The sequence below is a fragment of the Clostridium sp. CM038 genome, from assembly GCF_055081105.1.
In genome coordinates, this window is the sequence record NZ_CM143651.1 from 1,774,743 (window position 1) to 1,801,433 (window position 26,691).

Here is a 26,691-nt window from a genome sequence, read left to right on the forward strand (position 1 = left end):
AATATCAAAAAAATAATGAATTTGCTTAAATCAGCTCCTGCGGAGCTGAAGTCGTTAAATTGAGGAAAAGAAAAATTTTATATAAACATACTAGTTGATAAATAATTTAATAGTTATTCATGGTAAAATGTTTATCTATAATCATTTTTGAATCTTCTTCGGAGTCTTCTTGAAAATCTTCTTCGGAGTCTTCTTGAAAATTTTCTTCGGAGTCTTCTTGAAAATTTTCTTGGAAATTTTCTTCGAAATCTTCGTTTTTTTCTGGTTTTTGTCCCCATTTAACTTTAATTGAGAAATCACCATAATTTTCGTCCCTAACAAATTTAAATTCATAACCTAATTCTTCATTGTCAGGTATTAAAACACGGGTTCCGTCTATTTTGAGTTTGTCTTTGAATAATCTTATAACTTCATCTTTTAGGAAAAAGTAAAACTCTTCTTTGCTTCCAACATATCTTTCTATAGAATTCATGTATAAACCCCCTTTCATTATAATAATATTCAGATTTAATCATAAAGGTGATAGTAATTGTGTGTATTTTTACTAAAAAGCAATTTTTAACGACATTTTAGAAGGAAAGTCTCCCACTTCTATAAGCGGGAGTTACATAACCTAACAAATAGAAAACTTTAGTGGGAGTATAAATCTCCTTCTGAAGTCGTCAATGCAGCTTCTGTGAAGCTGTTGCAGCTCCGCAGGAGATGATTTAATTATAGCGAAATTAGGATATAATACTTGTTGATAGGCATAGCTAAATAAATAATTCAATAATATTCAATAATATGATATATTAAATAAAGAATATATGAAAATTATATAGGTAATGCACTTGTATGAAATAACTGTAGAAGGAAGGTTTTTTTATGAAAATTTATTCATGGAATGTAAATGGCATAAGAGCTATAAAAAATAAAGGATTTATTGAATGGATTAAAGAAGAACAGCCAGATATTTTATGTGTTCAAGAAACTAAAATCCAAGAAAACCAAATAGTTGAGGAGCTTAAAAATATAAAAGGTTATTACTCATATTTTTCGTGTGCGGAGAAAAAGGGGTATAGTGGTGTAGCTACTTACACTAAGGAAAAACCAATATCTGTTACGTACGGTATTGGAATAGAAAGATTTGATAGTGAAGGCAGAATATTAATAACTGAGTTTGAAAAGTTTACTCTATTTAACATATATTTTCCTAATGGGCAGAGAGATGAAGAAAGGTTAAATTATAAAATGGACTTTTATGATGCACTGCTCTCCTACTGTGAGACGCTTAAACTAAAAGGGAAAAAATTAATTATTTGTGGGGATTACAATACTGCACACAAAGAAGTAGATCTTAAAAATCCAAAAGCAAACGAAAAATATTCAGGGTTCTTACCGGTAGAGAGAGCTTGGATGGATAAATTTATATCATATGGTTATGTTGATACTTTTAGATATCTCCACGGGGCAGAAACCAAATATTCTTGGTGGAGTTATAGATTTAAGGCTAGAGAAAAAAATGTAGGATGGAGAATTGACTATTTTTTTGTAACTGAGGAGTTAGTAAGTGAATTAAAAGAAGCTAATATTTTAAATGATGTTTTAGGATCGGATCATTGTCCTGTGAGCATTATTTTATAGATATATATAAGAAAGGAAGTTATAGTATGAAGAATGAGAAAACATTATATCCTGTGAAATCAAAAAAAAGGTATGGGTATATAGATAAGGAAGGCAATGTAGTTATAGAATGTAAATATAATTATGCTGAGGAGTTTGAAGGCGAACTAGCCATAATTGGAATAGAGGAAAAGTATGGATTTATTAATAAAGCTGGAGAGGTTGTAATAGAACCTAAATATGATGAAGTTCAACAGTTTAGCGAAGGATCTGCAGTAATAAAGTTGGAAGGAAAGAAAGGCTATATTAATTTAAACGGTGAAATTATCGTTGAGCCTAAATATGATGAAGCTAATTACTTTATGGAGGGAAGAGCAGCAGTAAAGAATGGATATATGTGGGGATATATAGATGCTGAAGGTACGGAAATAGTGCCGGTAAACTTTTTAGATGCAAGCGACTTTAGTGAAGGGTTAGCAGCAGTGCAAATAGGTGGTAGAATAGCTTATATTGATAAATATGGAAAAGTTATAATAGATGCGATCTATGAGTATGCCCATGCATTTAACGATGGGATGGCATCTGTTTGCGCTAATGGAAAGTATGGCTATATAAACAATAAGGGAGAAATAATTATACCCCTTCGATATAATGTTTGTGGGGAGTTCAATGATGGACTCGCACCAGTTGAAATGAGGGAAAAATACGGCTATATAGATTGCAGCGGCGAGCTTATTATAAAACCTAAGTTTCAATGGGCAGATAGTTTCTATGAAGGCATAGCTGTAATTTGTGAGAATGAAAAATATGGTTGCATTGATAAAAATGGAAGCATTATAATACCCACTAAGTTTGAAGATGTAGATATTATGAGTGAAGGTTTAATAGCAGTTCAAATAGGAGAAAAGTGGGGTTACATAGATTGCGTTGGGGAAATAGTTATAGAGCCAAGTTTTGAAGAAGCATATGAATTTATTGGTGGAATTGCAAGGGTTGAATTAGGTAAAAGAATTGGATATGTTAATAAATTAGGGGAATATGTTTGGAAATTACAATCATAAAATTTTAATGGATGGAAGTTTCTTAAGTCTATTATAATTAAATAAGTATTGAAACCTCTACTGGAAATCCAGTGGAGGTTTTGTTGTATTGATGACAACATTTACTGTATAATAAGACTTACAACACTAATTAGGAGAGATGTAAATGGAAAAGATTGAATTACTAGCCCCTGCTGGAAGTATGGAAAGCGTATATGCAGCAGTGCAAATGAGGGCAGATGCAGTTTATATAGGAGGAAGTAAATTCTCAGCAAGAGCTTATGCTTTTAATTTTGATAATGAGAACCTCGCTCGGGCAGTAGATTACTGTCATATTTATGGAGTTAAAGTATATGTTACTTTAAACACATTACTAAAGGATAACGAATTAAAAGAAATTATGGAGTATGTAGGCTTTTTATATAGTGTAGGAGTAGATGCACTGATTGTTCAAGATACAGGATTAATATACTTAATAAGAAATAATTTTCCTGATTTTGAGCTTCATGCGTCCACACAGATGACGATTCATAATGGCGAAGCTGCCTTGTTTTTAAAAGAGATGGGATTTACTAGGATAGTTCTCTCAAGAGAGCTTAGTTTAAAAGAAATTGATTACATATCTAACACTTTAAAAGTGGAAACAGAAGTTTTTGTTCATGGAGCTTTATGCATATGTTATTCGGGACAGTGTCTTATGAGTAGTATTATTGGAGGGCGGAGTGGAAACAGGGGCAGATGTGCTCAACCCTGCAGATTACCTTATACACTAACAGATAAAAACACTGACAAAATGTATAAGGCATACCTTTTAAGCCCTAAAGATACTTGTACAATAGAAAACTTAAAAGATATAGCTAAAAGTGGCACGTCTTCACTAAAAATTGAAGGAAGAATGAAAAAACCGGAATATGTTGCAGGTGTTGTGGAAATATATAGACGAGCGCTGGACAATATTTGTAATAATAAAATACAAAAATTAGATAAGGATACTAAAGTTTTAACACAATTATTTAATAGAGAAGGGTTTTCAAAAGCTTACCTATATGGTAACAAAGGAAAAGATATGATGGCATATAAAGTGCCTAAAAATTCTGGGCTACCAATAGGCATCGCAAATGATGATTTGTCAGTAACACTTTTAGAGAATGTAGCATTAAAAGATGGTGTAATGTTTTTAGAGGATGGGTTTGCTATTTCAAAAATAATAAAGAATGGAATAGAGGTCGAAAATGCAGTGACCTCCGATAGAGTTTTATTAAAACCAGCTAAATTTAAAGCTGGAGACTTTTTATACAAAATTTCTGATGTTAAGTTAATGGATGATCTTTCAAATAGGTATAAGGATAAATTTAAGAGGAAAATAGAAATAAATCTTTCGATTGAGTTCGCCACAAATAAGCCTTTAAGTATAAGTACAAGTTATATGGGAAAAGGCTTTAATGTTAAGGGAGATATTGTTCAAGAAGCTTTAAATAAACCACTTGAAAGAGAACGTATAACCAAAAATCTATCTAAAACAGGAGATACTCCTTTCAAAATAAATGAAGTGAATTTTGAAAGCTTTGAAGAAGGTTTTGTGCCAATGGCAACATTGAATTTAGTTAGGCGAGAATTAATAGATGACGTTCAAAATTATATAATAGCAAAATATAAAAGAGAAAAAAATAATGTGCAGATTAATTACAATAAAGGACTTAGCCTACAGGGAGAAAAGAATTATTTAGAATTTAATGAGAATAAAAATAACATTATACCTGAGACACTTATATATGTAACAAATGAAGAGCAATTAAAAGCGGTACTTGAAATGGGTTTTGATAATATTGCTATAAATCCTTTTATGAGAAGATGTAACATCAACTTTAATGAGTATGATGTAAATATTTATTTTAAGGTTCCCAATATTATGAAAGAAGAATTTGAAAGTATTTGTGAATTTATTGAGAATAACTTAGGTAAATTAAAAGGTATTATTACTGCTAATCTAGGAATAATTAGTAGATTTAATAAAAAAATCACTGTAATTGGGGATTATAAATTGAATATTTTTAATAGCTATGCAGGAGATTTTTACAAGGATTTTCTAACGGGAACTTGTATTAGTGCTGAGTTAAACCAAATGGAAATCAAGAAAATTGCAACTAAAAGTTCTTTGCCACTGCAAATTATGATTTACGGAAAATATGAGCTTATGGTTAGTGAATATTGTGCTATAGGAAGCGTTTTTGGAAACAAGAGTGATAATAATACCTGCAAAGAGAAATGCATCAAAGGATTGTATACACTTAAAGATAGAATGGGCGCAGAATTTAGTATTGATACTGACAAATATTGTAGAAGCTATATTTATAACAATGTGCCTGTGAATTTGATCTCAAATATGGATGAAATAAAGAAAAATAATATTTCCTCTTTTAGATTAGATTTTATCTATGAAAATTATGAGGAAACTATAGAGGTTCTTAGAAATTATATCAATAAAGAATGGCAAGGAGAATTTAAAAATTATACTAGAGGGCACTATAAAAGAGGAGTCGAATAAATAATAGTAGGCTTTTAAATTTTTTAACAAAGGAAAGATGGTGAATTATTATGAATACAAAATCATTAAAGGTTTTAGAATACTATAAAATTAAAGAAAAAATCAAAGCATACACGCACACTACGGCAGGTAAAGACCTTATAGAGGGTTTGGAGCCTTACACTAATATTTATGAAGTAAAAGAACACTTACAGGAAACTAATGAGGCATTACTGCTTTTATCAAAAAAAGGAAGTGCACCATTTGAAGGTATATATGATGTTCGATCTGCAATAATAAGGGCATCAAAAGCAGCATCACTTATGCCAACGCAGCTTTTGAGGATAGCGCAAATGCTTAGGTGTGCTAGATTATTTCAAAATTATGTTGGTAACAAGTCAGATGAGCAGTCCTCTAGAGTTTTAGAAGATATATGTATAGGGATTGTCCCAATAAAAAAATTAGAAGATGAAATTTTTATAGCAATAATTAGTGATGAAGAAATTTCTGATAGGGCTAGTAGTTTGCTTTTTAGCTTAAGGAAATCTTTAAAAGAGAAAAATGCTTCAGTAAAAGATAAGGTAACTTCACTAGTTAGATCAAATGCAAAATATCTTCAAGAAAGCCTTTATACTATAAGAGGGGATAGATACGTAATTCCTGTTAAAATAGAACATAAGGGTAGTGTGCCAGGAATTGTGCATGATCAGAGTTCTTCAGGGGCTACACTATTCATTGAGCCAATGAGTTTAGTGAACCTAAATAATGAAATTAAGGAAATTATGCTAAAGGAAAAGGCTGAGGTTGAAAGAATTTTGGCTGAATTATCCTATAAGATATATGAAAATATAAATATTGTTGGTAACAATGCAAATATAGTATGGGAATTAGATTTTATTTTTGCAAAGGCAGGGTATGCAATAGAAATTAATGCTATTATTCCAGGGGTTAATGAAGAGGGAGTAATAGATATAATTGAAGCAAGGCACCCTTTGATAGATCCGTTGGTTGTAGTACCTAGTAATATTTATTTAGGAGGAGAATTTACTTCACTAGTAATAACAGGACCCAATACCGGGGGTAAAACAGTAACTTTAAAAACTGTAGGCTTAATTCAGTTAATGGCTATGAGTGGGATTTTAATTCCAGCTAGAGAAGGGTCCATGGTAAGCTTTTTTCATGAGATTTTCGCAGATATAGGTGACGAGCAAAGCATAGAGCAAAGCTTATCTACCTTTTCTTCCCATATGGCAAATATAGTAAATATAATTGAAAAAGCAGATATAAAATCTCTAGCTCTATTTGATGAATTAGGAGCTGGAACAGATCCTACAGAGGGAGCAGCACTTGCTGTTTCGATTCTCGAAAATTTAAGGGCAAGAGGTACAAAAGTAGTTGCGACTACCCATTATAGTGAATTAAAAGGATATGCTTTAAAAACTACAGGGGTTGAAAATGCTTCTGTAGAATTTAATGTAGACACGTTAAGCCCAACATATAGACTGATAATTGGAGTACCAGGTAAATCAAATGCTTTTGAAATATCTAAGAGACTAGGTCTCCCAGATTACATTATTAAAAATGCAAAAGAGAATATTTCTAAAGATACATTAGAGTTTGAAGAATTAGTTCAAAGTTTGCAAGAAAAGAGCATAAAGGCAGAGCGTGATGCTAGGGAAGCTGAAGCTTTGAAGCTAGAAGCTAGTAAGTTAAAAGACAAATACCAGGAAAAATTATATAAACTTGAAAACATTAGAGAAAATGCAATGTATGAAGCTCAAAGGGAAGCAAAGAGACTTATAAAAGATGCCAAGGAAGAATCAGATGTCATTCTTAAAAACATGAGACAACTTGAAAAGCTTGGATATTCCTCTGAAGCAAGGCAAAAGCTTGAAGAGGAAAGAATGAAAATTAAAAATAAGCTTGAAACATTAGATAGACATGTAGAAAAAAGCAATGACGAACTAGGAGAAAAATTAAAAAATGTAAAACAAGGTCAGGAAGTATATTTACCATCTCTTAACCAAAAGGTTATTGTAATCTCAAAACCTGATAAAAAGGGTGAGGTGCAGGTTCAAGCTGGCATTATGAAGATAAATGTCAAAGTGGGTGATCTGAGAGAATCAAAGCTTACGCAGGAAGATAAGAAAAAGGCAAAGATAATTAAGAGAGAAATGAAGCTAAATATAAGAAGTGTGTCAACTTCTGTAGATTTAAGAGGTATGGATTCGGAGGAAGCTCTTTATACTGTTGATAAATATTTAGATGAAGCTTGTTTAGGAGGACTTAAAGAAGCTACAATTATTCATGGCAAGGGGACAGGAGTTTTAAGAAAAGCTATTACAGATATGTTAAAGAGGCATGGCCATGTTAAAACATATAGATTGGGAAATTACGGTGAAGGCGGTAGTGGAGTTACTGTAGTAGAACTAAAATAAAGGATGGTTATGATATGATTATTGCAAGTGCTTGTTTATGTGGAGTTAATTGTAAATATAATGGTGGCAATAATTTAGATTTAAGGGTGCTTAAACTATTGAAAGAAGGAAAAGTTATGCCTGTTTGCCCAGAACAGTTAGGGGGACAAGAAACCCCTAGGGCTCCTCATGAAATTGTAAACGGGAATGGTAGAGATGTGCTAGAAGGTAAAGCTAGAATTCTTGGGCCAGAGGATGATGATGTAACTGCAAAGTTTATAAAAGGGGCTTATGAAACTCTTGAAATTGCACAAAACGTTGGAGCTAGTATTGCTATTTTAAAAGCACGAAGTCCTTCTTGTGGAACTCCCCAAATATACGATGGAACTTTTAGTGGAACCAAAAAAAAAGGTAATGGAGTTACTGCGGAGTTATTATTATCCAGGGGTATAAAAGTTTTTACAGAAGAAAATCTAGATGATTTAGATTATAACTAAGGGGGAAATAAAATGAATTATAAAGATGTTTTAAAAGATGCTAGAGGGAATTTAAACAAAAGCTGTAGAGTTTGTCCTATATGTAATGGAGTAGCTTGTGCTGGAGAGGTACCTGGAATGGGCGGAAAAGGAACAGGGGATGCTTTTAAAATTAATATAGAGTCACTGGCAGCTTATAAACTTAATATGAGAACTATACATGATGCAAAAAACCCAGATACTTCTATAGAATTATTTGGAATAAAAATGGATATACCTGTATTTGCAGCTCCCGTATCTGGAACTACTTTAAACATGGGTGGTAAATTTAGTGAAGAAGAATATATATCTTGGGTTATTAGTGGATGCCTTAAGGGTGGTATAATCCCAATGGTGGGAGATACTGCTGTAGATTCTTTTTTTACAACTAATCTTTGTGAATTAGAAAAACAGGGTGGAAACGGCATTGCAATAATAAAACCTTGGGAAAATGCAAACGTTATAGAAAAAATTAAATTAGCAGAAAAAGCAGGCGCATTTGCTATAGGTATGGATATAGATGCTTGCGGTCTTATTACGTTAGCACTTCATGGCAAACCAGTTATGCCTAAAACCGTAGAAGAGATTAAAGAAATTGTTGAATCAACGAAGCTTCCATTTATTTTAAAAGGAATAATGACAGCAGACGAAGCAAAACTTGCGGTGGATGCAGGGGTATCCGCAATTGTAGTGTCAAATCATGGTGGGAGAGTATTAGACCAAACCCCGGGTGTAGCAGATGTTCTTACGGAAATTGCGAAGGAAGTTAAGGGTAAAGTAATTATTTTAGCTGATGGTGGAGTTCGAAGTGGAGCAGATATACTTAAAATGCTAGCACTAGGTGCAGACGCGGTACTTATTGGGAGGCCATTTGTAACCGCATCATTTGGAGGCAAGGCTGAAGGCGTAAAATCTTATATTGATTACCTTAGAGGTGAATTAAAATCAGCTATGGTGCTTACAGGGTGTAAATCTATACAAAATGTTAATAATAGAATTTTATATTAAATTTATTAAAAGGTCACTGAAATATTGTGATCTTTTTAATTCTCTACTCCTTTTAGTAGATTAAATCATCTCCTGCAGAGCTTCACAGCTTCGAGGAAGATGCATCGACAACTTCAGAAGGAGATTTATACTCCCACTTATAGAAGTAGGAGACTTTCCTTCTGAAATGTCGTTAAATTGGCAAAAACATTTGTAAAAGCCTTAGAATCGTAAATGAGAAAACAAAGGAGGAATAAAAATGCCAATATACATACTAGCATCTAAAGAAATATTAGAGCATATAAAGCAATATACAAAGAAAGGTGAAGTAGTTAGGATCTCTACCCCTTTAGAATATAATAATATATTATATAGAGAGATTGTATTTTCTAAGAAATTGTTCGGAAATTTTCGTAAAGAAAATTTGGGATATCTTTATATTAATGAAAAAAATGAAATTGCTACTGAAAAATTTTTACAAGAAAGACTAGCGAAATTAGCTTATTTTTCAGAAATATTTTATAATACAGAAAACAGAGCATGCATAGTAAATTCATTTCAAGATGAATCTACAGTTGAAAAGGATAAGAAAGAGTATAAATTAGTGGCTAAGGGTTTAGAGTTATTAACTAAAGAAGGAGTTGTGGACTCAGAGCAGGTAAAACAAATTGTTACTCAATTGCCTGATATTAGAAAAAAGAATAATGAAACTTTAAAACAACTTATAGATAAATCTCAGGAATTTAAAGAGGAGAAAAAATATTTTAATGAACATATGTTGGAAGAATTATTGCCAACATACAGAGATGCCTTAAGCATAAATTTACAAAAGATAAGATTGGTATATTCTGCAAGCGAATGCTATGAAAATATTAAAAGAATTTCCGAAAATAAGAGAAAACAAATGTCCATTAGGCTTAATCAAAAATTAGCTGAACCCTTAAAAAAGATAATTCATGTTATGGAGTATTTTATTAAAACAGTTAATACCTGTGAAAAAATAAGTGAAATGCAAGACACTGAATATTTCAAGTATTTAGGAACTATTGAAAAAGCAAATGTTGATTATAGAGTAAAATTGAATAGAAGAAAAAAGAACTCCTAAATCAGGAGTTCTTTTTCTTCTATTCAACAGTTATATAAACAGCATCTTCTTCTCTAACAACTTTTATATATTCAACTTCAGGGTCTTCAGTTCCTTGAACATATAATCCAGTGTTTTTCAATTTTTCAACATAATCTACGATTTCTTGAGTTATTCTCTCACCGGGGCAAAGTACTGGAATGCCAGGTGGATAAGCCATCAAGAATTCTCCGCTTATCATACCAACACTATTTTTGATTTCAACAGCAGTGTTTACGCTGTTGAAAGCCTCGCGTGGAATTTGAACTTGCTCTGGAATACTAGGAATATCAATAAAATCAGATTTTATTGTGCCTTTGCCATAGTACTCATTGCTTATTTCTACTAAAGCTTGAAGTAATTGCTCCATTCCATCTTTTGTATCTCCATACGAACCAACGGCTAATATGTTATAAAGATCAGATAATTCCATTTGGATATGATATTTGTTAGATAAAATCATATCCAAGTCATAACCAGTTATTCCTAAATCTCTACAAGTTATTGTTATTTTAGTTGGATCAAAAGCGTAAGCACCAAAACCATCTAAAACCTCTTCGCCAAAACAATAAAATCCTGGGATTTTATTTACTTCATTTCTTACATAATTACATAAATCAATAGTTTTTTCTAAAAGCTGAGTGCCCTCTAATGCAATTTGTCTCCTAGCACAATCCAGTGATGCCATTAGAATGTAGGAAGGTGACGTTGTGTGCATTAGGTTTATTAGTTGTTTAACTCTAGCGGGGTTAACACGCTTTGAATTAACATGTAGCATTGAACTTTGAGTTAATGAACCTATAATTTTATGAGTGCTTTGAGCACAGATGTCTGCACCAGCTTCCATTGCTGACATTGGTAATTTGCTATTAAAATTAAGATGAGGGCCATGAGCTTCATCAACTATAAAAGGAATATCGTATTCATGAACAATATCTGCAATTTTCTTAATATCAGTGGAAACTCCATAATATGTTGGGTTAATTATAAGTACAGCTTTTGCATCAGGATTATTCTTTAAGGTTTCTTCCACTGTTTCTGGGGAAACTCCATGAGCAACACCTATTTTTTTATCTAGTTCTGGTTGCATATAAACTGGAACTGCACCTGATAAAATGATACCACCAGTTATGGATTTATGTACATTTCTAGGTACAATGATTTTATCACCAGATCCAACTACAGACATAATCATAGCTTGAATAGCGCCAGAAGTTCCATGTACTGAGAAAAATGATGCATCAGCACCATAAGCATCCGCTGCTAATTCTTGTGCCTTTTTGATAGGTCCAGTTGGGTGGTGAAAACTATCAACAAGTTTAAAAACCGTAACGTCAATTTTAAAAGGGTTTTCCCCCATAAAATTTCTAAATTGTTCATCAGCGCCTATTCCTTTTTTATGCCCAGGTACGTGAAAAGGTAAGGTTTCTCTGTCTACATATTCCATTAGAGCATCAAATAGTGGAGTTTCATTTTGATTTAATCTATACAATCTATACACCCCTTTCAAAAGAATTTATATTAGAAAACATTTAAATAAATAACGAGTCAGTATGTTAGACTATTATATCCTAGTCTATTTATTTAAATGTTCCAAATTTTTAAAACTGTTCTTTATAGTATATTCATTCAGCCAATTTATAATTATAAATGATTAGATATATAAATGCAATTATAATCTTCAAATAAAAGATAATCATGTCGTAAATGCTAGGCAATTAAGCTTTTTAGTAGAAATACAGTAATTGAAAACATGAAAAAGTGGGTTATTTGTAAAAAATGCCTTTTATTTGTAATGCATTGATAGTATAATATAATAGACTAAAGATAGATTAGGAGGAATAGAAAGGAAGATAATAATTGTTTGCTTCCTCAGGGGAATATAAGGAGGGTAATATAAAATGTACAAAGAAAAATATAAAAGTTGGATTAATTCTAATTTGATAGACTTGAAATTAAAGAAAGAGCTAGAGCAATTAGTAGATGAAAAAGAAATTGAAGATAGATTTTATAAGGATTTAGAGTTTGGTACAGGAGGATTAAGAGGTGTAATTGGAGCAGGAACAAACAGAATGAATATACATACCATAGGTAAAGCTACTCAAGGGTTAGCAGATTATTTGAACTCAAGATATAAGGGGAATATATCAGTTAGCATAGCGTATGATTCAAGAAATATGTCTAAGGAATTTGCAATAGCTGCTGCAGAAACTCTTTGTGGGAATGGTATTTTCGTTAATTTATTTGAACAATTAACACCGACTCCAATTTTATCTTATGCTGTACGCGCACTAAAAAGTAAAGCCGGTATTGTTATTACAGCATCACATAATCCTAAAGAGTACAATGGATATAAGGTTTATGGAGATGATGGTGGACAAGTCACTGATGAAGCTGCAAGCCAAATTATAAATTGTGCAGCTAGCATAAAAGATTTTTCTAAGGTTAAAACTATGGAGTTTCATAAAGCTAAAACCAATGGAATGTTAACAATAATTGGAGAAAATCTTTATTTATCATACATTGATAAGGTTAAAAATTTAACTATGAGAAAAGACCTAGTTAAGGAATATGCCAAGGATTTAAAAATAATTTATACTCCTATTCATGGATCTGGAAACGTACCTGTGAGGAGAGTTTTAAAAGAATTAGGATATGATAATGTATTTGTTGTAAAAGAGCAGGAAATGCCAGATGGGAATTTCCCTACGGCGCCATATCCTAATCCAGAAGAACCAAAGGTATTTGAATTGGCGCTTATTATGGCAAAAGACATTAATCCTGACATTATTTTTGGTACGGACCCTGACTGCGATAGGATTGGAGTAGTAGTTAAAGACAAAGAAGGAAAGTATAAGGTTCTTACAGGAAATCAGACAGGTGTATTATTAAGTAATTATATTTTAAGTTCATTAAGTGAAACTAATGGGTTGTCTAAAAATGGCGTAGTAATAAAAACTATTGTTACTACAAATATGGTAGAGAGTATTGGGAAAAAATATAATGTTGAAGTGTTAGATGTACTCACAGGATTTAAATATATTGGAGAAAAAATTAAAGAGTTTGAAAATGCGGGTGAAAAAGAATTTATATTTGGTTTTGAAGAAAGCTTTGGTTATTTAGCAGGAAATTTTGTGCGTGATAAAGATGCAGTAATAGCTGCAATGCTAATTTGTGAAATGACACTCTACTATAAAAACAAAGGCATGAGTTTGTATGATGCTTTGATGGATATTTATAAAGAACATGGATACTACGAGGAAGGTTTAGTTTCAATAGAACTTGCAGGAAAAGATGGCGCAGAAAAAATAGGTAATATAATAGAACATTTAAGACATTCAATGAATGGCTTAATAGGTAATAACAGAATTATAAAAAAAATGGATTATAGAGCTGGTTTAGAAGTGGATTTAATCACAAATAAAGAAAAAATAATTAAATTGCCAAAATCAAATGTATTAAAGTTTGTCTTAGAGGATGGTTCTTGGTTTGTAGTTAGGCCTTCTGGAACTGAACCAAAAATGAAAATTTATTTATCTGTTAAAGGGAATTCATTAGAGAATACATATAAAAAAATAACTGAGCTAAAAGAAAATGTTATGTCAATATTTGATGAAGCAGGCATAAATTAAAAACGTATCGTAGGTAGTTATTAAATGCATAAAAAACCATAATTTTCATTTTTATGATTTTATATGGTTTACAAAACAACCTCAGTATACTATTATTATTAATAGTAACATTTGTAGCATAAATTTTTAAACCAGTAGGAAGGTGTAATCATGGATATTAAAACATATTTTTCTGAAAAATTATCAGTTCTTCTTTTTCTAGAAATAAAAAAAGACAGCAAAATTAATGATTTTGTGATTTTGGAGGACATATATTTCCCAGTGAGAACTAATGAGATAATCCAAAAAGTAAAGAATAAAGAAGATTTCGATAATATACCAGTTAATCTATTTATAGAAGGGATGTTCTATGTTTTAGGAGCAGATGAACTTTTTAAATACAATAAAGAGTATAAACAAATTATAAATACTATTCCAAATTCAATAGGATTTATTAAGGGCGTGATATTTAAAGAAATTCAGAATGAAAAGTACGAAGAAGCATTTATCTTCTTAAAAGGATTGTTAACTATAGAAGAAAATAAAGATAATTACGATAAGATTTTTTTGTTAGTTGATAAATTAAGAGCTACAAATAGTATATTCAAGGATGAGCAACTAAAACTTGTAGAAAAAGCTAAACAAATCACTAATTACAGTAATCCATATTTATATGAGGCGCTAGTTTTAAATAGTGAAAGTAAACATGAATTAGCATTAATAGCAATAAGCAATTATACTATAAATGGTGGAGAACAAACGGAAGCGGTTATTGAACTTAAAAACGATTTGGAAACCATAACAAATTTTCATAAAGCGAAAGATTTAGTATCTAATAACCCTAAAGGTGCACTTGAAATTTTTATTCCTTTAATGGAACAATTAGGAGATAGAGCAGATATATATTATCACACTGCTGTAGCATACAGGAATTTACAAAATTATGAGAAGGCTATATACTATTTAAACGAAGCACAAGCAATTGACAACGATTTGATAGAGGTAGTAAATGAATTTGGTATTAACTATGCTTGTCTTGAAAATTACGAAGCAGCTATTCAATATTTTAGGAAAGCATTTGAGGTTACAAAGTCTATAGAGATATGTACAAATCTTGTTATGTGTTATTTAAATGTTGAAAACTTTGCGCAGGCGAGAATACATTTAGATATGGCTAAAAAAATAGATCCACAAGATGAAATTGTAATGCAACTAGAAAATCAATTGGCGGAGGGTAAATAATGGAGTTAGTGGAGTATTTTAATATTATAAAAAAGAGGTTACTATTAGTGATTTTAGTAACAATAGGAGCAACGGTGCTTAGTGGGGTTTTAAGCTATTTTGTTATTACACCTAGTTATAAATCTGATATATCAGTAATAATTGGAAAACCAGAAAGTAAATCTGCGGCGCCGCAGGATAGTTATAATGATGTAATTATGTATCAAAAATTAGTCAAAACTTATAGTGAATTTTCTAAATCACGAAAAGTTTCAGAACATGTCATTAAAGCACTTAAGTTAAATATAGAGCCTAATCAGCTTCAAGGAATGATATCAGTAGCACCTAAAGGAGATACTGAATTTTTAACGATAACAGTTAAATCTAAGGATCCCAAAGAAGCTATGAACATTGCTAATCAGTTAGCGAAGTCATTAAAATACATAAGTAACGATGTCAAAAAAGTGGATAATGTACAACTTTTAGATGAAGCACTACAACCTACAAGACCAGATAGTCCAAATTCAAAGTTAAACATAGCAATTGCATTTTTTATTGGACTAATGGTTTCGCTTGGAATAGCATTTTTATTGGAGTACTTAGATAACACTGTAAAAAGCCAAGAGGACATAGAAAAATTAACTGGGTTACCAGTTATAGGTATTATTCCTTTAACTCAAGATAAAAAATAGGAGGGTGAGAATATGTTAAAAAAATTAGTAACATTAAGAAATCCAAAATCTAGAACGGCAGAAGCTTTTAGAACATTAAGAACAAATATTCAATTCTCTTCCTTGGATAAAGAATATAAATCCATAGTAGTTACTTCATCTGGCGTTGGAGAAGGTAAAAGTACAGTAATGTCAAATTTAGCTATAACTATGGCTGAAAGTGGTAAAAATGTTATTCTTGTAGATTGTGATTTTAGAAAACCTTCAATCCACAAGAAAATGGGAATTACCAATTCTGTAGGATTAACAAATATATTAGTTCAAGGTGTGAAAAAAGAGGAATGTGTTGTTAAGTCAACTGTTAATAATCTTTTTATACTAACTAGTGGTCCGGTGCCCCCAAATCCAGCAGAATTATTAGGAAGTAAAAAAATGCGGGACTTTATTGAAGTGCTAAAAAGTGAATTTGATTTAGTTCTTATTGATGCACCACCAGTTCTTGCGGTAACGGATGCACAAATTATATCTACAATAGTAGATGGCGTGATTTTTGTAGCTTCATATGGTGAGGCTCAAAAAAAAGCATTGGTAGATGCGAAACAATTGATTGATAAGGTTGGTGGAAAGATACTGGGAGTTGTATTTAATAAAGTTCCTCAATCTGTAAGCGGTTATTATGGAAAATATTATAAGGGCTATTATGGAAATGAAAACTAAAGGTTTAAAAGGTGTAAATTTATGATAGATTTTCATAGTCATATAATATATGCTATTGACGATGGATCAAAAAACTTAGACATGTCCATAGAAATGTTGAAAACAGCAGATAGTGAAGGTGTAGAATATATTTGTGCTACTCCTCATTTTATAACTGAAGAATTTGAATTTAGTCACGAGGAATATATTGAAAAAATAGATAGATTAGTTTTAGCCTCTAGGGAAGAAAATCTTAATATTAAGATTTTATCTGGACTAGAAATTTATATGCACCCCGATTTGCCAAAACTCTATAAAGAAAAGAAGATTTGGGGAATTAACGACTCGGAATATCTACTTATTGAGCTTCCTATGGGGCAGTTTCCTCTGTACACTGAAGATGTATTTTATGAGTTAATGTTACTTGGGGCAAAACCCATTTTAGCACATCCAGAGAGAAATCTTAGGATTATGAAAAATTATGATTTAGTTATTAATTTAATTAACCAAGGGGTATTGATGCAAATAAATTCTGGTAGTTTATTAGGTGATTATGGTAAGGAAGTTAAAAAAACAGCTGAAGAATTTGTAAAAAGGAACATGATACATTTGGTGGGTAGTGACGGACATAATATTACGAGCAGAAAAACGAAGATAAAAGAAGCTTATGCAATTATAAAACATAAAAATCAAGCTGTATATAACTGGATTGCTGAAAATCAAACTAACATTATTAATAATGTTTCCTCATTGGAAGTCTTAGAAATAAAACTTAAAAAAGAAAAAGGCAAGATTTCATTTTTAAGTTTTATCAAATGAATTTTGAGAAATAAGGTTGAAATATAGAAATGCATTATTTGAGGGGAGAAAAACTATGAGAGTAAAAAAAGCTATAATTCCAGCAGCGGGGCTTGGTACAAGATTTTTGCCAGCAACAAAGGCACAACCAAAAGAGATGTTACCAATTGTTGATAAACCAACAATACAGTATATTATAGAGGAAGCGGTTGCGTCTGGGATTGAGGAAATATTAATTATAACAGGAAGAAATAAAAGAGCAATCGAAGATCATTTTGATAAGTCGATTGAACTTGAACAACAATTAGAGAAGAACGGTAAGGAAGATACCTTAACAATGGTTAGGGATATATCTAATATGGCAAACATTTATTACATACGTCAGAAAGAACCTAAAGGACTAGGTCATGCTATAGGTTGTGCAAAAACCTTTGTGGGGAACGAACCTTTTGCTGTAATGTTGGGCGATGATGTGGTGGATAGTGAAGTACCTTGTTTAAAACAACTCATAGATTGCTACGGCAAATATGAAACTTCAATTTTAGGAGTTCAAAAGGTTCCTTTAAGTGAAGTTAGCAAATATGGCATAGTAAAGGGAACTTCAGTAGAAGATAGAGTTTATAAGGTTGAAGATGTTATTGAAAAGCCTAACGCATCCGAAGCACCATCAAACATAGCAATACTCGGAAGATATATTATAACACCTAGAATATTTGATATTTTAGAAAATACAAAGCCTGGTAAGGGTGGGGAAATTCAACTTACAGATGCTTTAAAAACTTTAATAGCAGAGGAAAATATGTATGCTTATAATTTTGATGGCAGAAGATATGATGTAGGGGATAAAGAAGGATTTTTAGAAGCAAATGTAGAATATGCACTTAAAAGAGATGATCTTAAAGAAGCATTTATGAAATATCTCCTAACTATTAAGGATAACGATTCTTTTAAAGAAATTTATAATAAATGTAGTAATAATCTATAACAGAGAGTATTAGTAAAAAGCCAAGTGAAACTGGCTTTTTTTTATTGTGCGCCCGGCATGGGCGCAATCTAATGGGTGAAAGTCCCTAGCACGGGTTAATAGTGCGAAGTGCATAGCTTAAGACAAGGGTGTCCATCGTGAGATGGAATCTGAAGGAAGTTGGCGGCCAAACTCCGGTCTGACGAACAGAAACTACATATAAGGCATATGCTTGTGGGTAAGTTTGCAATACAAAACGAAGCCCAAAACTATTCGAAACAAGTGGTGTAAATGTAGCAGATAGATGGAGTGAAAGATTGCGTTCTTACCCGGGGAGATCTGATAGGTAAGTTGTGGATATGAATTTAGAAATAACAACCCATACAGTGATGTATGGCTGAACTATCAGAAGTCAGCAGACGTCATAGTACCATGCAAAACGCGTTAGCGTGGGAAGGACTGAACAATAGGAGGTTTTGGAATTTTGAAGGATACGAGAAAATATGATAAAAGCAGACAACTTCATAAAGAAGGCTCTCTACGAGAGAATAGAGTGGAACTCGAAGGTAATGTAGAAGTGCATAGTATTTCCTCTATGTCAGAAGAAGGAAGAAACGATGTGAATGAATATGATAATGGTTTACTCGAGCAGATATTATCGAGAGATAATATGAATAAAGCATATAAAAGAGTAAAAGCCAATAAAGGAAGTCATGGGATTGATGGTTTGACAGTAGATGAACTTCTACATTATCTAAAAGAGCATGGACAAGAATTAAGGCAATCATTATTAGAAAGTAGATATAGACCTCTAGCCGTAAGAAGGGTAGAAATACCAAAACCTGACGGTGGAATTAGGCTACTTGGAATACCTACTGTATTAGATAGAGTTATTCAGCAAGCGATATCACAAACTCTAATACCAGTATATGAAAAGAAATTTTCTGATAATAGTTACGGTTTTAGACCTTTAAGAAGTGGAAAACAAGCTGTTGAAAAATGTAGGGGATATATTAATGCTGGACATACATGGACGGTGAATATAGACCTTTCTAAATACTTTGATACGATAAATCATGATAAATTAATAAGGATACTATCGGAAGATATTAAAGATAGTAGAGTAATTTCTCTGATACGAAAGTATCTACAAAGTGGAGTGATGATAAATGGGGTATTTATGAATACAGAAGAAGGAGCACCTCAAGGCGGGCCTTTGTCCCCATTATTAAGTAACGTAATGTTACATGAACTCGATGTAGAACTAACAAAACGAGGACTAAACTTTTGTAGATATGCTGATGATGCGAATATATACGTCAAAAGTGAGAAATCAGCAAATAGAGTAATGAAGAGTATTACGAGATTTATTGAGGAAAAGTTAAAGCTTAGAGTGAATAAAGAAAAGAGTACAGTAGATAGACCTTGGAAACTTAAATTTTTAGGATTTTCATTTTACCGAGCAAAAGGTGAATACAGAATGAGAGTTCCTCAAAAACCTATAATCAAATTCAAAGCAAAGCTAAAAGAATTAACTTCAAGAAGTAATGCGATGAGCATGAAATATAGGTTTATGAAACTTAAGCAAGTGATAGTTGGATGGATAAATTATTTTGCTATTGCAGACATTAAAAGTATTCTTAAAACACTTGATGAATGGTTAAGGCGAAGAATTAGAATGTGTTTTTGGAAACAATGGAAAAAGATTAAAACAAAATATGGGAACCTTGTTAAATTAGGAATACCAAACAATAAAGCTTTGCAATATGCAAATACAAGGAAAGGCTATTGGAGAACATCCAATAGCCCTATATTAAACAAAACATTGACCAATAAATACCTTAAAAATATAGGATTAGTTTCTATATCTGAGACATATTTATTAAAACATTAATTTCTATTGAACCGCCGTGTACCGAACGGTATGCACGGTGGTGTGAGAGGTCGCTAAATAAATTAATTATTTAGCTCCTACTCGATTGGTGCGCTCAGTATTGGGGATGAACCAAGTAAATTTATTAGAAAATAGATTACTTGATTTTTAAGAAATTTTAAATAAATAGTTAATAAACTCCCATAGATTGAACAAATAGAAATATTTGGGGTAAAATATTATATGCTATTATAAAAAATATATTGAGAGGTTTTGGGTAGGAACTTATAATGTGGTAAAATGTAGCCATGAAGCTGTTGATAAAAGATTTGTCAAAATCATATGATCTAAGGCTATAGGAGGTAACAAAATGTTTCAATTTAAAGAGGAGTTATTATTAAAATTGAAAAATAAAACAGCTAAACTTGGTGTAGTAGGCTTGGGTTATGTGGGATTGCCATTAGCTGTAGAAAAGGCTAAAGTAGGATATGAAGTAATAGGGTTTGATGTTCAAGATCAAAAGGTTCAAATGGTAAATGAGGGACACAATTACATTGGTGATATTGTAGATTCAGATTTACTTAGATTAGTACAAGAAGGAAAACTTAAAGCTACCACAGACTTTAGCTTTGTTAAGGATGTTGATACAGTGTGTATTGCAGTCCCTACGCCACTAGATTTATATAAGCAACCGGATTTATCATATGTAGTGGAATCAACTAGAAGTGTAGCTAAGTATTTACATAGGGGGATGTTAGTAGTACTCGAAAGCACTACATACCCAGGAACAACGCAGGAAGTACTAAAACCAATACTTGAAGAATCAGGTTTAAAATGTGGAGTAGATTTTTTCTTGGCATTTTCTCCAGAGAGAGTTGATCCAGGGAATAAGCAGTTTAATACAAAAAACACCCCAAAGGTAGTTGGAGGATGTACTCCTAATTGTACTGAAGTAGCAGGAATGTTGTACAGAAGTGTACTAGAGGGAGAAATATTGGAAGTGTCTTCTCCAGCAGTGGCTGAAATGGAAAAAATTCTTGAAAATACTTTTAGAAATGTAAATATAGCACTAGCTAATGAAATGGCTATTCTGTGTAAAAGGATGAATATAGATGTTTGGGAAGTAATAGATGCAGCTAAAACTAAGCCTTATGGATTTATGCCATTCTACCCAGGCCCAGGGATTGGTGGACACTGTATACCACTTGATCCATTTTATCTAGAGTGGAAAGCAAAAGAGTATGATTATCATACAAAATTAATAGAAGCGTCGGGTATAATTAACGATTATATGCCTGAATTTGTGCTTGAAAATGTTATGAAACTTTTAAATGGTAATAAAAAGGCACTAAACGGAGCAAAAGTTCTCCTTATGGGTGTAGCTTACAAGAAAGACATAGATGATGTGAGAGAATCACCAACATTAAAGGTTATTGATCAATTAGAAAAAAATGGTGCGGATATAATTATAAATGATCCATTTATTAAAAAATTCACACACAAGGGTAAAGAATATGTATCTGTAACTTGGGAATATGAAATAAAAAATGCGGATATAGTAGTAATAACCACAGATCATAGTGGTTATAATTATGAAAAAATTGTGGAAGAAGCTAGCTTACTATATGATACTAGAAATGCTACAAAGCATGTTGTAAATAATAGAGAAAAGATAAATAAACTCTAAATAATGCATGCAAGCATTGTAAAATATTTTATAATATTGCATGCCAAAATCCTAGGAAGGCACCTTTAAGAGTAATTGCAAGGAGGGGTTTAAATGAAAAAATTAAAAATTGCAATAATAGGATGTGGAAGAATAGCATACAAACACGTGGAGGCTATAACACAAAATAAAACAGAAGTTGAACTTGTAGCAGTTTGCGATGTGTTAGAAGTTAATGCTAATTCCAAAAGAGATGAGTATATAGAAGCAATAGGTGAAAATTCAGATGTAAAAGTTTATATAGATTATAAAGAAATGCTTGAGAAAACTGATATTGATATGGTTTCTATAGCTACTGAAAGTGGGTATCATCCAGAAATAGCTATATATTGCATGAATAGTGGGAAACATGTAATTGTTGAAAAACCAATGGCATTATCTATTCAAGATGCTGATAGAATGATTAAATGCTCAAGAGAAAATAATGTAAAGCTTTGTGTTAGTCACCAAAATAGGTTTAATGAGCCAATAAGAAAACTTAGAGCTGCAGTCGACAAAAACAGGTTTGGAAAATTAGTTAATGGAACAGCAAGAATTCTTTGGAATAGAAATATGGAATATTACACGCAAGCACCTTGGAGAGGAACGTGGAGCCTGGATGGTGGTACTTTAATGAATCAATGTATTCACAATATTGATTTATTACAATGGATGATGGGTGGAGAAATAGATACGGTTTATGCTCAGTGTGGTACTTTCCTTCGAGATATAGAAGGTGAGGATTTTGGAGCAATAATTATAAGATTTATAAATGGAGCTATAGGTATAGTTGAAGGATCGGCTTGTGTATATCCTAAAAACTTGGAAGAAACATTGAGCATTTTTGGTGAAACTGGTACTGTTTCTATCGGAGGCATTGCAGTTAATTCAATAGAAACTTGGAGATTTGCTGATAATAAGGATACTGAGCAGGAAATATTAACGCAGCAAAAGGGAAATCCAGATTCAGTATATGGCTTCGGACATACCCCCTTATTTAAAAATATGATAGATGCTATAAATATGCATAGAGAACCGCTTATAAATGGCGAAGAAGGAAAAAAAGGTATGTCTATTATACTTGCAGCTTATAAATCAAGACTTACAGGTCTCCCAGTTAAATTTCCAATGGGGGATTTCTCAACACTCGAAATGAAAAAATAATTTTGAAGATATTATATGAAAAGAGGGTATTTTTATGAATTATGTTTCAGAAAAAAGCAAAATTGGCAATAATGTAACAATGGGACATTTTGTGGTAGTAGAAGATAATGTAGTAATAGGTGAAAATTGTATTATAGGAAGTAATGTAGTTATTCACATAGGAACTGTTATAGCAGATAATGTTAGAATAGATGATAATACGGTAATAGGTAAACAACCTATGAGATCAGTAAACAGTATATTCAAAAGTGAGGAAAAATTGCTTCCAGCTGAAATAAGTGAAGGTTGCATTATAGGGGCAGGAGTGATTATTTATTGTGGATGCGCAATTGCAGAAAAAACACTTATTGCTGACACTGCTGTAATAAGAGAAAATGTAATTGTAGGTTCAAAAACAATTATCGGCCGCGCAGCAACTATTGAAAATTTCTGTAAGGTTGGTTCTAATTGCAAAATACAGACTAATGTATATTTAACAGCTTATTCAGAAGTTGAGGATTATGTATTTATTGCGCCATGTGTTACAACCTCTAATGATAATTATGCAGGCAGATCAAAAGAAAGATTTGGAAAGTTCAAAGGGGTAACTATAAAAAAAGGTGGTAGAATTGGAGCAGGAGCAGTTATCCTGCCAGGTATTGTTATACATGAAGATGGTTTTGTGGCAGCAGGTAGTGTGGTCACAAAAGACGTGGAAGCAGGTAAAATCGTAGTTGGTAATCCAGCTAAAGTGCTTCGATCTGTACCAGAGGATCAATTGCTTAAAAATCAATAAAAGGAAGCAAAAGGTGATAATTATGTATAAGAATAAGAAGTTTCTAGCTATTATTCCAGCAAGAGGTGGTTCGAAAGGTATACCAAATAAAAATATTATGGCTATAAGTGGTAAACCACTTATAGCTTATACAATTGAATCAGGAAAAAAATCTAAATATATAGATGAATTAATTGTATCAACAGATAGTGAGGTTATTAAGGTTATAGCACAGCAATATGGGGCTAAGGTACCTTTTTTAAGACCAGAAGAACTATCAAATGATACTTCAAAATCCATAGACGTAGTTATACATTCAATAGATTTTTACAAAAAAAATAATGTAAGTTTTGATTACGTAATATTATTGCAACCCACATCTCCATTAAGAACGTTTAAGCACCTGGATGAATCTATAGAAAAGCTTATTGAGAGTAATAGTACCTCTTTAGTAAGTGTATGTGAAGCCTATGAAAATCCTGTACTTATGAGAAGTATAGAAAATGAAAAGCTAAAAGAAGTCATAAGTTTTGAAGGAACAAATATCAGAAGGCAAGACTTACCTGCTTTTTATATATTTAATGGTGCACTATATATAAATTCAAATGATATGTTAGTTAACAAAAAAAAATTTGTTGATGAAAACACAATCCCTTATGTAATGAACAAGGAAAGCTCTATAGATATTGACACGATGCTCGATGCAAGAATTGTAGAGATGATAATAGAGGAGAGTATTCATGTTTAAGATAGGAAATAAGGCTATAGGCGATGGAAATTCAACTTTTATTATAGCAGAGGCTGGGGTTAATCATAATGGAGACATAAAAATAGCAAAAGAGATGGTAGATAAAGCTGTATTTGCAGGGGCCGATGCCATAAAATTTCAAACATTTATTACAGAAAAATTAGTTACTGGATATGCAGAAATGGCTGAATATCAAAAGGACAACATAGGAAAAATTGACTCACAGTTTAATATGTTAAAGAAACTAGAACTATCGCACGAAAGTTTTATAGAAATACAAGAATACTGTATACATAAGGAAATTATGTTTTTATCTACACCTTTTGATTTTGAAAGCGCTGATTTTTTAGCGTCTATAGGCGTGGAGGCTTTTAAGATTAGTTCGGGAGACTTAACTAATATTCCATTTTTAGAACATATAGCAAGATTTAATAAACCTATAATTTTATCTTCTGGCATGGCGACACTTTCAGAAATCGAAGAAACAATAAATGTAATAAATTTCCTGGGCAATAAAGAAATAGCAGTGCTTCACTGTACTTCAAATTATCCAGCTAAATTAGAAAGTGTTAACTTGAATGCAATGAATACCATAAAAAAATCTTTTGAAATTGTGTCTGGATATTCCGATCACACTGAAGGAATAACAGTGCCTATTGCAGCAGTGGCTATGGGAGCAAATATAATTGAAAAGCATTTTACAATGGACAAAAGTATGGAAGGGCCAGATCATAAAGCTTCTCTGAATCCAATAGAGCTAAAAGAGATGGTTAAAGCGATTAGAGATGTAGAAATAGCACTCGGAACTGGAATTAAAATGTATAATTTTAGTGAAGTTGATACCATGAAGGCAGCTAGAAAAAGTATAGTCGCAGTTAGATATATAAAAGCAGGGGAGAGTATAAGATTCTCGGACTTAGATTACAAAAGACCAGGAAACGGACTTTCGCCTAAATTCTACATTGATATTGTTGGGCGAAAAACTAATAGAGATATAAAAATTGACGAACAAATAGCCTTAAATATGGTGGAATAAAAATTAGCTAAATTATTTCGAGCACATGGAACATGAGTACATAGAACATGCACTTATAGAATGGGAGATTAAATATGAAAAGAAAAATAGCAGTTATAACAGGTACGAGAGCAGATTATGGTATATTTTATCATGTTCTTAAAGAAATTGAAAAACATGAGGAATTGGATCTTAAGCTTATCGTTTGTGGAATGCATTTATGTCCTGAATTTGGCATGACTATAAATGAAATAGAAAAAGATGGCTTTGTAGTATCAGATAAATTTGAAACTGTTTTAGCTTCTGATACAGGGGCGGCAATGGCTAAATCTATAGGACTTTCAATTATAGGTATGGCTCAAAGCTTTGATAAAATAAAACCGGACCTAGTACTAATACTAGGTGATAGAGGAGAAATGCTAGCGGCAGCAACTGTAGCTATCCATATGAATATTCCTGTGGCTCATATTCATGGAGGAGAAGTAACGGGAACAGTAGATGAGTCTGTAAGGCACGCTATAACTAAATTTTCTCATATTCACTTTCCAGCAAATGAGGACAGCATGCAAAGAATAATTAAATTAGGGGAGAAGGAAAAAAATATTTTTGTAGTAGGAGCGCCGGGACTTGATTATATTGCGAAAGCAAAATATTTATCAAGGGAAGAAATACTAGAAAAATTTAAATTAAAAGATGATAAGATATTTTTAATGACTCAGCACCCAGTAACTACAGAAAGGGACATGGTGGAATGGCAAGTAAGAGAAACTTTAGATGCGGTTGTAGAACTTGGATATCAAACTATAGTTTCATATCCTAACAGTGATAATGGAGGAAGCGAAATTATAAGGGTTATTGAGGAGTATAGCGCTAAATATCCATTTTTAAAAGTATTTAGAAATTTAAGTCAAGTAGAATACCTAAGTTTTTTAAGTATAGCTCAGGTAATGATAGGAAATTCATCGTCAGGTATAATTGAAGCACCTAGCTTTAAACTGCCTGTAGTAAACATAGGGTCAAGGCAGGACGGAAGACTAAGAGCCCTCAATATAATAGACGTACCTTATGGAAAGGAAGCTGTAAAAGCAGGCGTTAAAAAATCAATAGACGATGAGAACTTTAAGAAGCAATTAGAAAACTGCACAAACCCTTATGGTGATGGGAATGCAAGTGGTAAAATAGCACAAATTTTAAGTGAGATAAAGATAGATAGGGAACTTATACAAAAAAGGATAACGTATTAGTTGATAGTTAGGGGTGAGA

The 26,691-nt window shown here is 32.1% G+C and carries 22 protein-coding genes; 20 read left to right on the forward strand and 2 right to left on the reverse strand.

The genetic code is table 11. The features are described 5' to 3' along the window. Positions 1-106 precede the first annotated feature (106 nt). Positions 107-472 (reverse strand): hypothetical protein, encoded by a 366-nt coding sequence (locus tag ACWJKS_RS08015; RefSeq protein ID WP_462960904.1) that lies wholly within the window; start codon positions 470-472, stop codon positions 107-109. Positions 473-864: 392 nt separating this feature from the next. Here ACWJKS_RS08015 and ACWJKS_RS08020 point away from each other — a divergent pair, with 392 nt between their 5' ends. The 7 genes from ACWJKS_RS08020 (at position 865) to ACWJKS_RS08050 (ending at position 10,190) form a co-directional block, all read left to right on the forward strand. Continuing rightward, complete coding sequence (locus ACWJKS_RS08020; RefSeq protein WP_216303560.1) at positions 865-1,623, forward strand: exodeoxyribonuclease III; 759 nt, start codon at positions 865-867, stop codon at positions 1,621-1,623. Positions 1,624-1,649: 26 nt separating this feature from the next. Further along, positions 1,650-2,663: a WG repeat-containing protein gene (locus ACWJKS_RS08025; protein ID WP_462960905.1), complete on the forward strand. Its 1,014-nt coding sequence runs from the start codon at positions 1,650-1,652 to the stop codon at positions 2,661-2,663. 145 nt (positions 2,664-2,808) lie between these two features. Next, on the forward strand, positions 2,809-5,187 hold the full coding sequence (locus tag ACWJKS_RS08030; RefSeq protein WP_462960906.1) for a U32 family peptidase: 2,379 nt from the start codon (positions 2,809-2,811) through the stop codon (positions 5,185-5,187). Positions 5,188-5,237: 50 nt separating this feature from the next. Beyond that, complete coding sequence (locus ACWJKS_RS08035; protein WP_462953906.1) at positions 5,238-7,604, forward strand: endonuclease MutS2; 2,367 nt, start codon at positions 5,238-5,240, stop codon at positions 7,602-7,604. 14 nt (positions 7,605-7,618) lie between these two features. Next, complete coding sequence (locus tag ACWJKS_RS08040) at positions 7,619-8,080, forward strand: 2-thiouracil desulfurase family protein (RefSeq protein WP_165413608.1); 462 nt, start codon at positions 7,619-7,621, stop codon at positions 8,078-8,080. A gap of 12 nt (positions 8,081-8,092) precedes the next feature. After that, entirely contained in the window at positions 8,093-9,106 is a 1,014-nt protein-coding gene (locus ACWJKS_RS08045) for an alpha-hydroxy-acid oxidizing protein (RefSeq protein ID WP_216303555.1), read from the forward strand. A 238-nt stretch (positions 9,107-9,344) separates the two neighbouring features. Further along, the gene (locus ACWJKS_RS08050; RefSeq protein ID WP_216303554.1) at positions 9,345-10,190 is read left to right on the forward strand and encodes a hypothetical protein; all 846 of its coding nucleotides are present in this window, start codon (positions 9,345-9,347) and stop codon (positions 10,188-10,190) included. Positions 10,191-10,209: 19 nt separating this feature from the next. On the opposite strand, the gene ACWJKS_RS08055 is transcribed toward ACWJKS_RS08050, so the two are convergent. Then, positions 10,210-11,700, reverse strand: a complete 1,491-nt coding sequence (locus ACWJKS_RS08055; RefSeq protein WP_165413611.1) for an aminotransferase class I/II-fold pyridoxal phosphate-dependent enzyme — start codon at positions 11,698-11,700, stop codon at positions 10,210-10,212. Between the two features lie 409 nt (positions 11,701-12,109). Between ACWJKS_RS08055 and ACWJKS_RS08060 the strand changes: the two genes are divergently transcribed. The 13 genes from ACWJKS_RS08060 (at position 12,110) to neuC (ending at position 26,672) form a co-directional block, all read left to right on the forward strand. Then, positions 12,110-13,840 (forward strand): phospho-sugar mutase, encoded by a 1,731-nt coding sequence (locus ACWJKS_RS08060; RefSeq protein WP_220286808.1) that lies wholly within the window; start codon positions 12,110-12,112, stop codon positions 13,838-13,840. Between the two features lie 150 nt (positions 13,841-13,990). Further along, positions 13,991-15,061, forward strand: a complete 1,071-nt coding sequence (locus ACWJKS_RS08065) for a tetratricopeptide repeat protein (RefSeq protein WP_462953903.1) — start codon at positions 13,991-13,993, stop codon at positions 15,059-15,061. Next, complete coding sequence (locus ACWJKS_RS08070) at positions 15,061-15,732, forward strand: YveK family protein (RefSeq protein ID WP_165413614.1); 672 nt, start codon at positions 15,061-15,063, stop codon at positions 15,730-15,732. Before ACWJKS_RS08065 ends, ACWJKS_RS08070 begins: the two co-directional genes overlap by 1 nt. A 12-nt stretch (positions 15,733-15,744) precedes the next feature. After that, on the forward strand, positions 15,745-16,428 hold the full coding sequence (locus ACWJKS_RS08075; protein ID WP_165413615.1) for a CpsD/CapB family tyrosine-protein kinase: 684 nt from the start codon (positions 15,745-15,747) through the stop codon (positions 16,426-16,428). Between the two features lie 21 nt (positions 16,429-16,449). Further along, a complete protein-coding gene (locus ACWJKS_RS08080) occupies positions 16,450-17,226 on the forward strand; it encodes a tyrosine-protein phosphatase (RefSeq protein ID WP_216303550.1) in 777 nt (258 codons plus the stop codon). A 55-nt stretch (positions 17,227-17,281) separates the two neighbouring features. Next, positions 17,282-18,190 (forward strand): UTP--glucose-1-phosphate uridylyltransferase GalU, encoded by a 909-nt coding sequence (gene galU / locus ACWJKS_RS08085; RefSeq protein ID WP_462960907.1) that lies wholly within the window; start codon positions 17,282-17,284, stop codon positions 18,188-18,190. A gap of 463 nt (positions 18,191-18,653) precedes the next feature. Further along, positions 18,654-20,063: a group II intron reverse transcriptase/maturase gene (ltrA, locus tag ACWJKS_RS08090; protein WP_258280593.1), complete on the forward strand. Its 1,410-nt coding sequence runs from the start codon at positions 18,654-18,656 to the stop codon at positions 20,061-20,063. 349 nt (positions 20,064-20,412) lie between these two features. Next, a complete protein-coding gene (locus tag ACWJKS_RS08095; protein ID WP_216304330.1) occupies positions 20,413-21,729 on the forward strand; it encodes a nucleotide sugar dehydrogenase in 1,317 nt (438 codons plus the stop codon). Positions 21,730-21,822: 93 nt separating this feature from the next. After that, entirely contained in the window at positions 21,823-22,911 is a 1,089-nt protein-coding gene (locus ACWJKS_RS08100; protein WP_216304329.1) for a Gfo/Idh/MocA family protein, read from the forward strand. Positions 22,912-22,945: 34 nt separating this feature from the next. Continuing rightward, positions 22,946-23,686, forward strand: a complete 741-nt coding sequence (locus tag ACWJKS_RS08105) for an N-acetyltransferase (RefSeq protein ID WP_216304328.1) — start codon at positions 22,946-22,948, stop codon at positions 23,684-23,686. 22 nt (positions 23,687-23,708) lie between these two features. Beyond that, a complete protein-coding gene (locus ACWJKS_RS08110) occupies positions 23,709-24,413 on the forward strand; it encodes an acylneuraminate cytidylyltransferase family protein (protein WP_462960908.1) in 705 nt (234 codons plus the stop codon). After that, a complete protein-coding gene (gene neuB, locus ACWJKS_RS08115) occupies positions 24,406-25,449 on the forward strand; it encodes an N-acetylneuraminate synthase (protein ID WP_216304326.1) in 1,044 nt (347 codons plus the stop codon). The genes ACWJKS_RS08110 and neuB overlap by 8 nt, the downstream gene beginning before the upstream one ends. Before the next feature lie 74 nt (positions 25,450-25,523). Then, positions 25,524-26,672, forward strand: coding sequence for a UDP-N-acetylglucosamine 2-epimerase (gene neuC / locus ACWJKS_RS08120; RefSeq protein ID WP_216304325.1), 1,149 nt, complete (start codon positions 25,524-25,526; stop codon positions 26,670-26,672). The last annotated feature ends 19 nt before the right edge of the window (positions 26,673-26,691 follow it).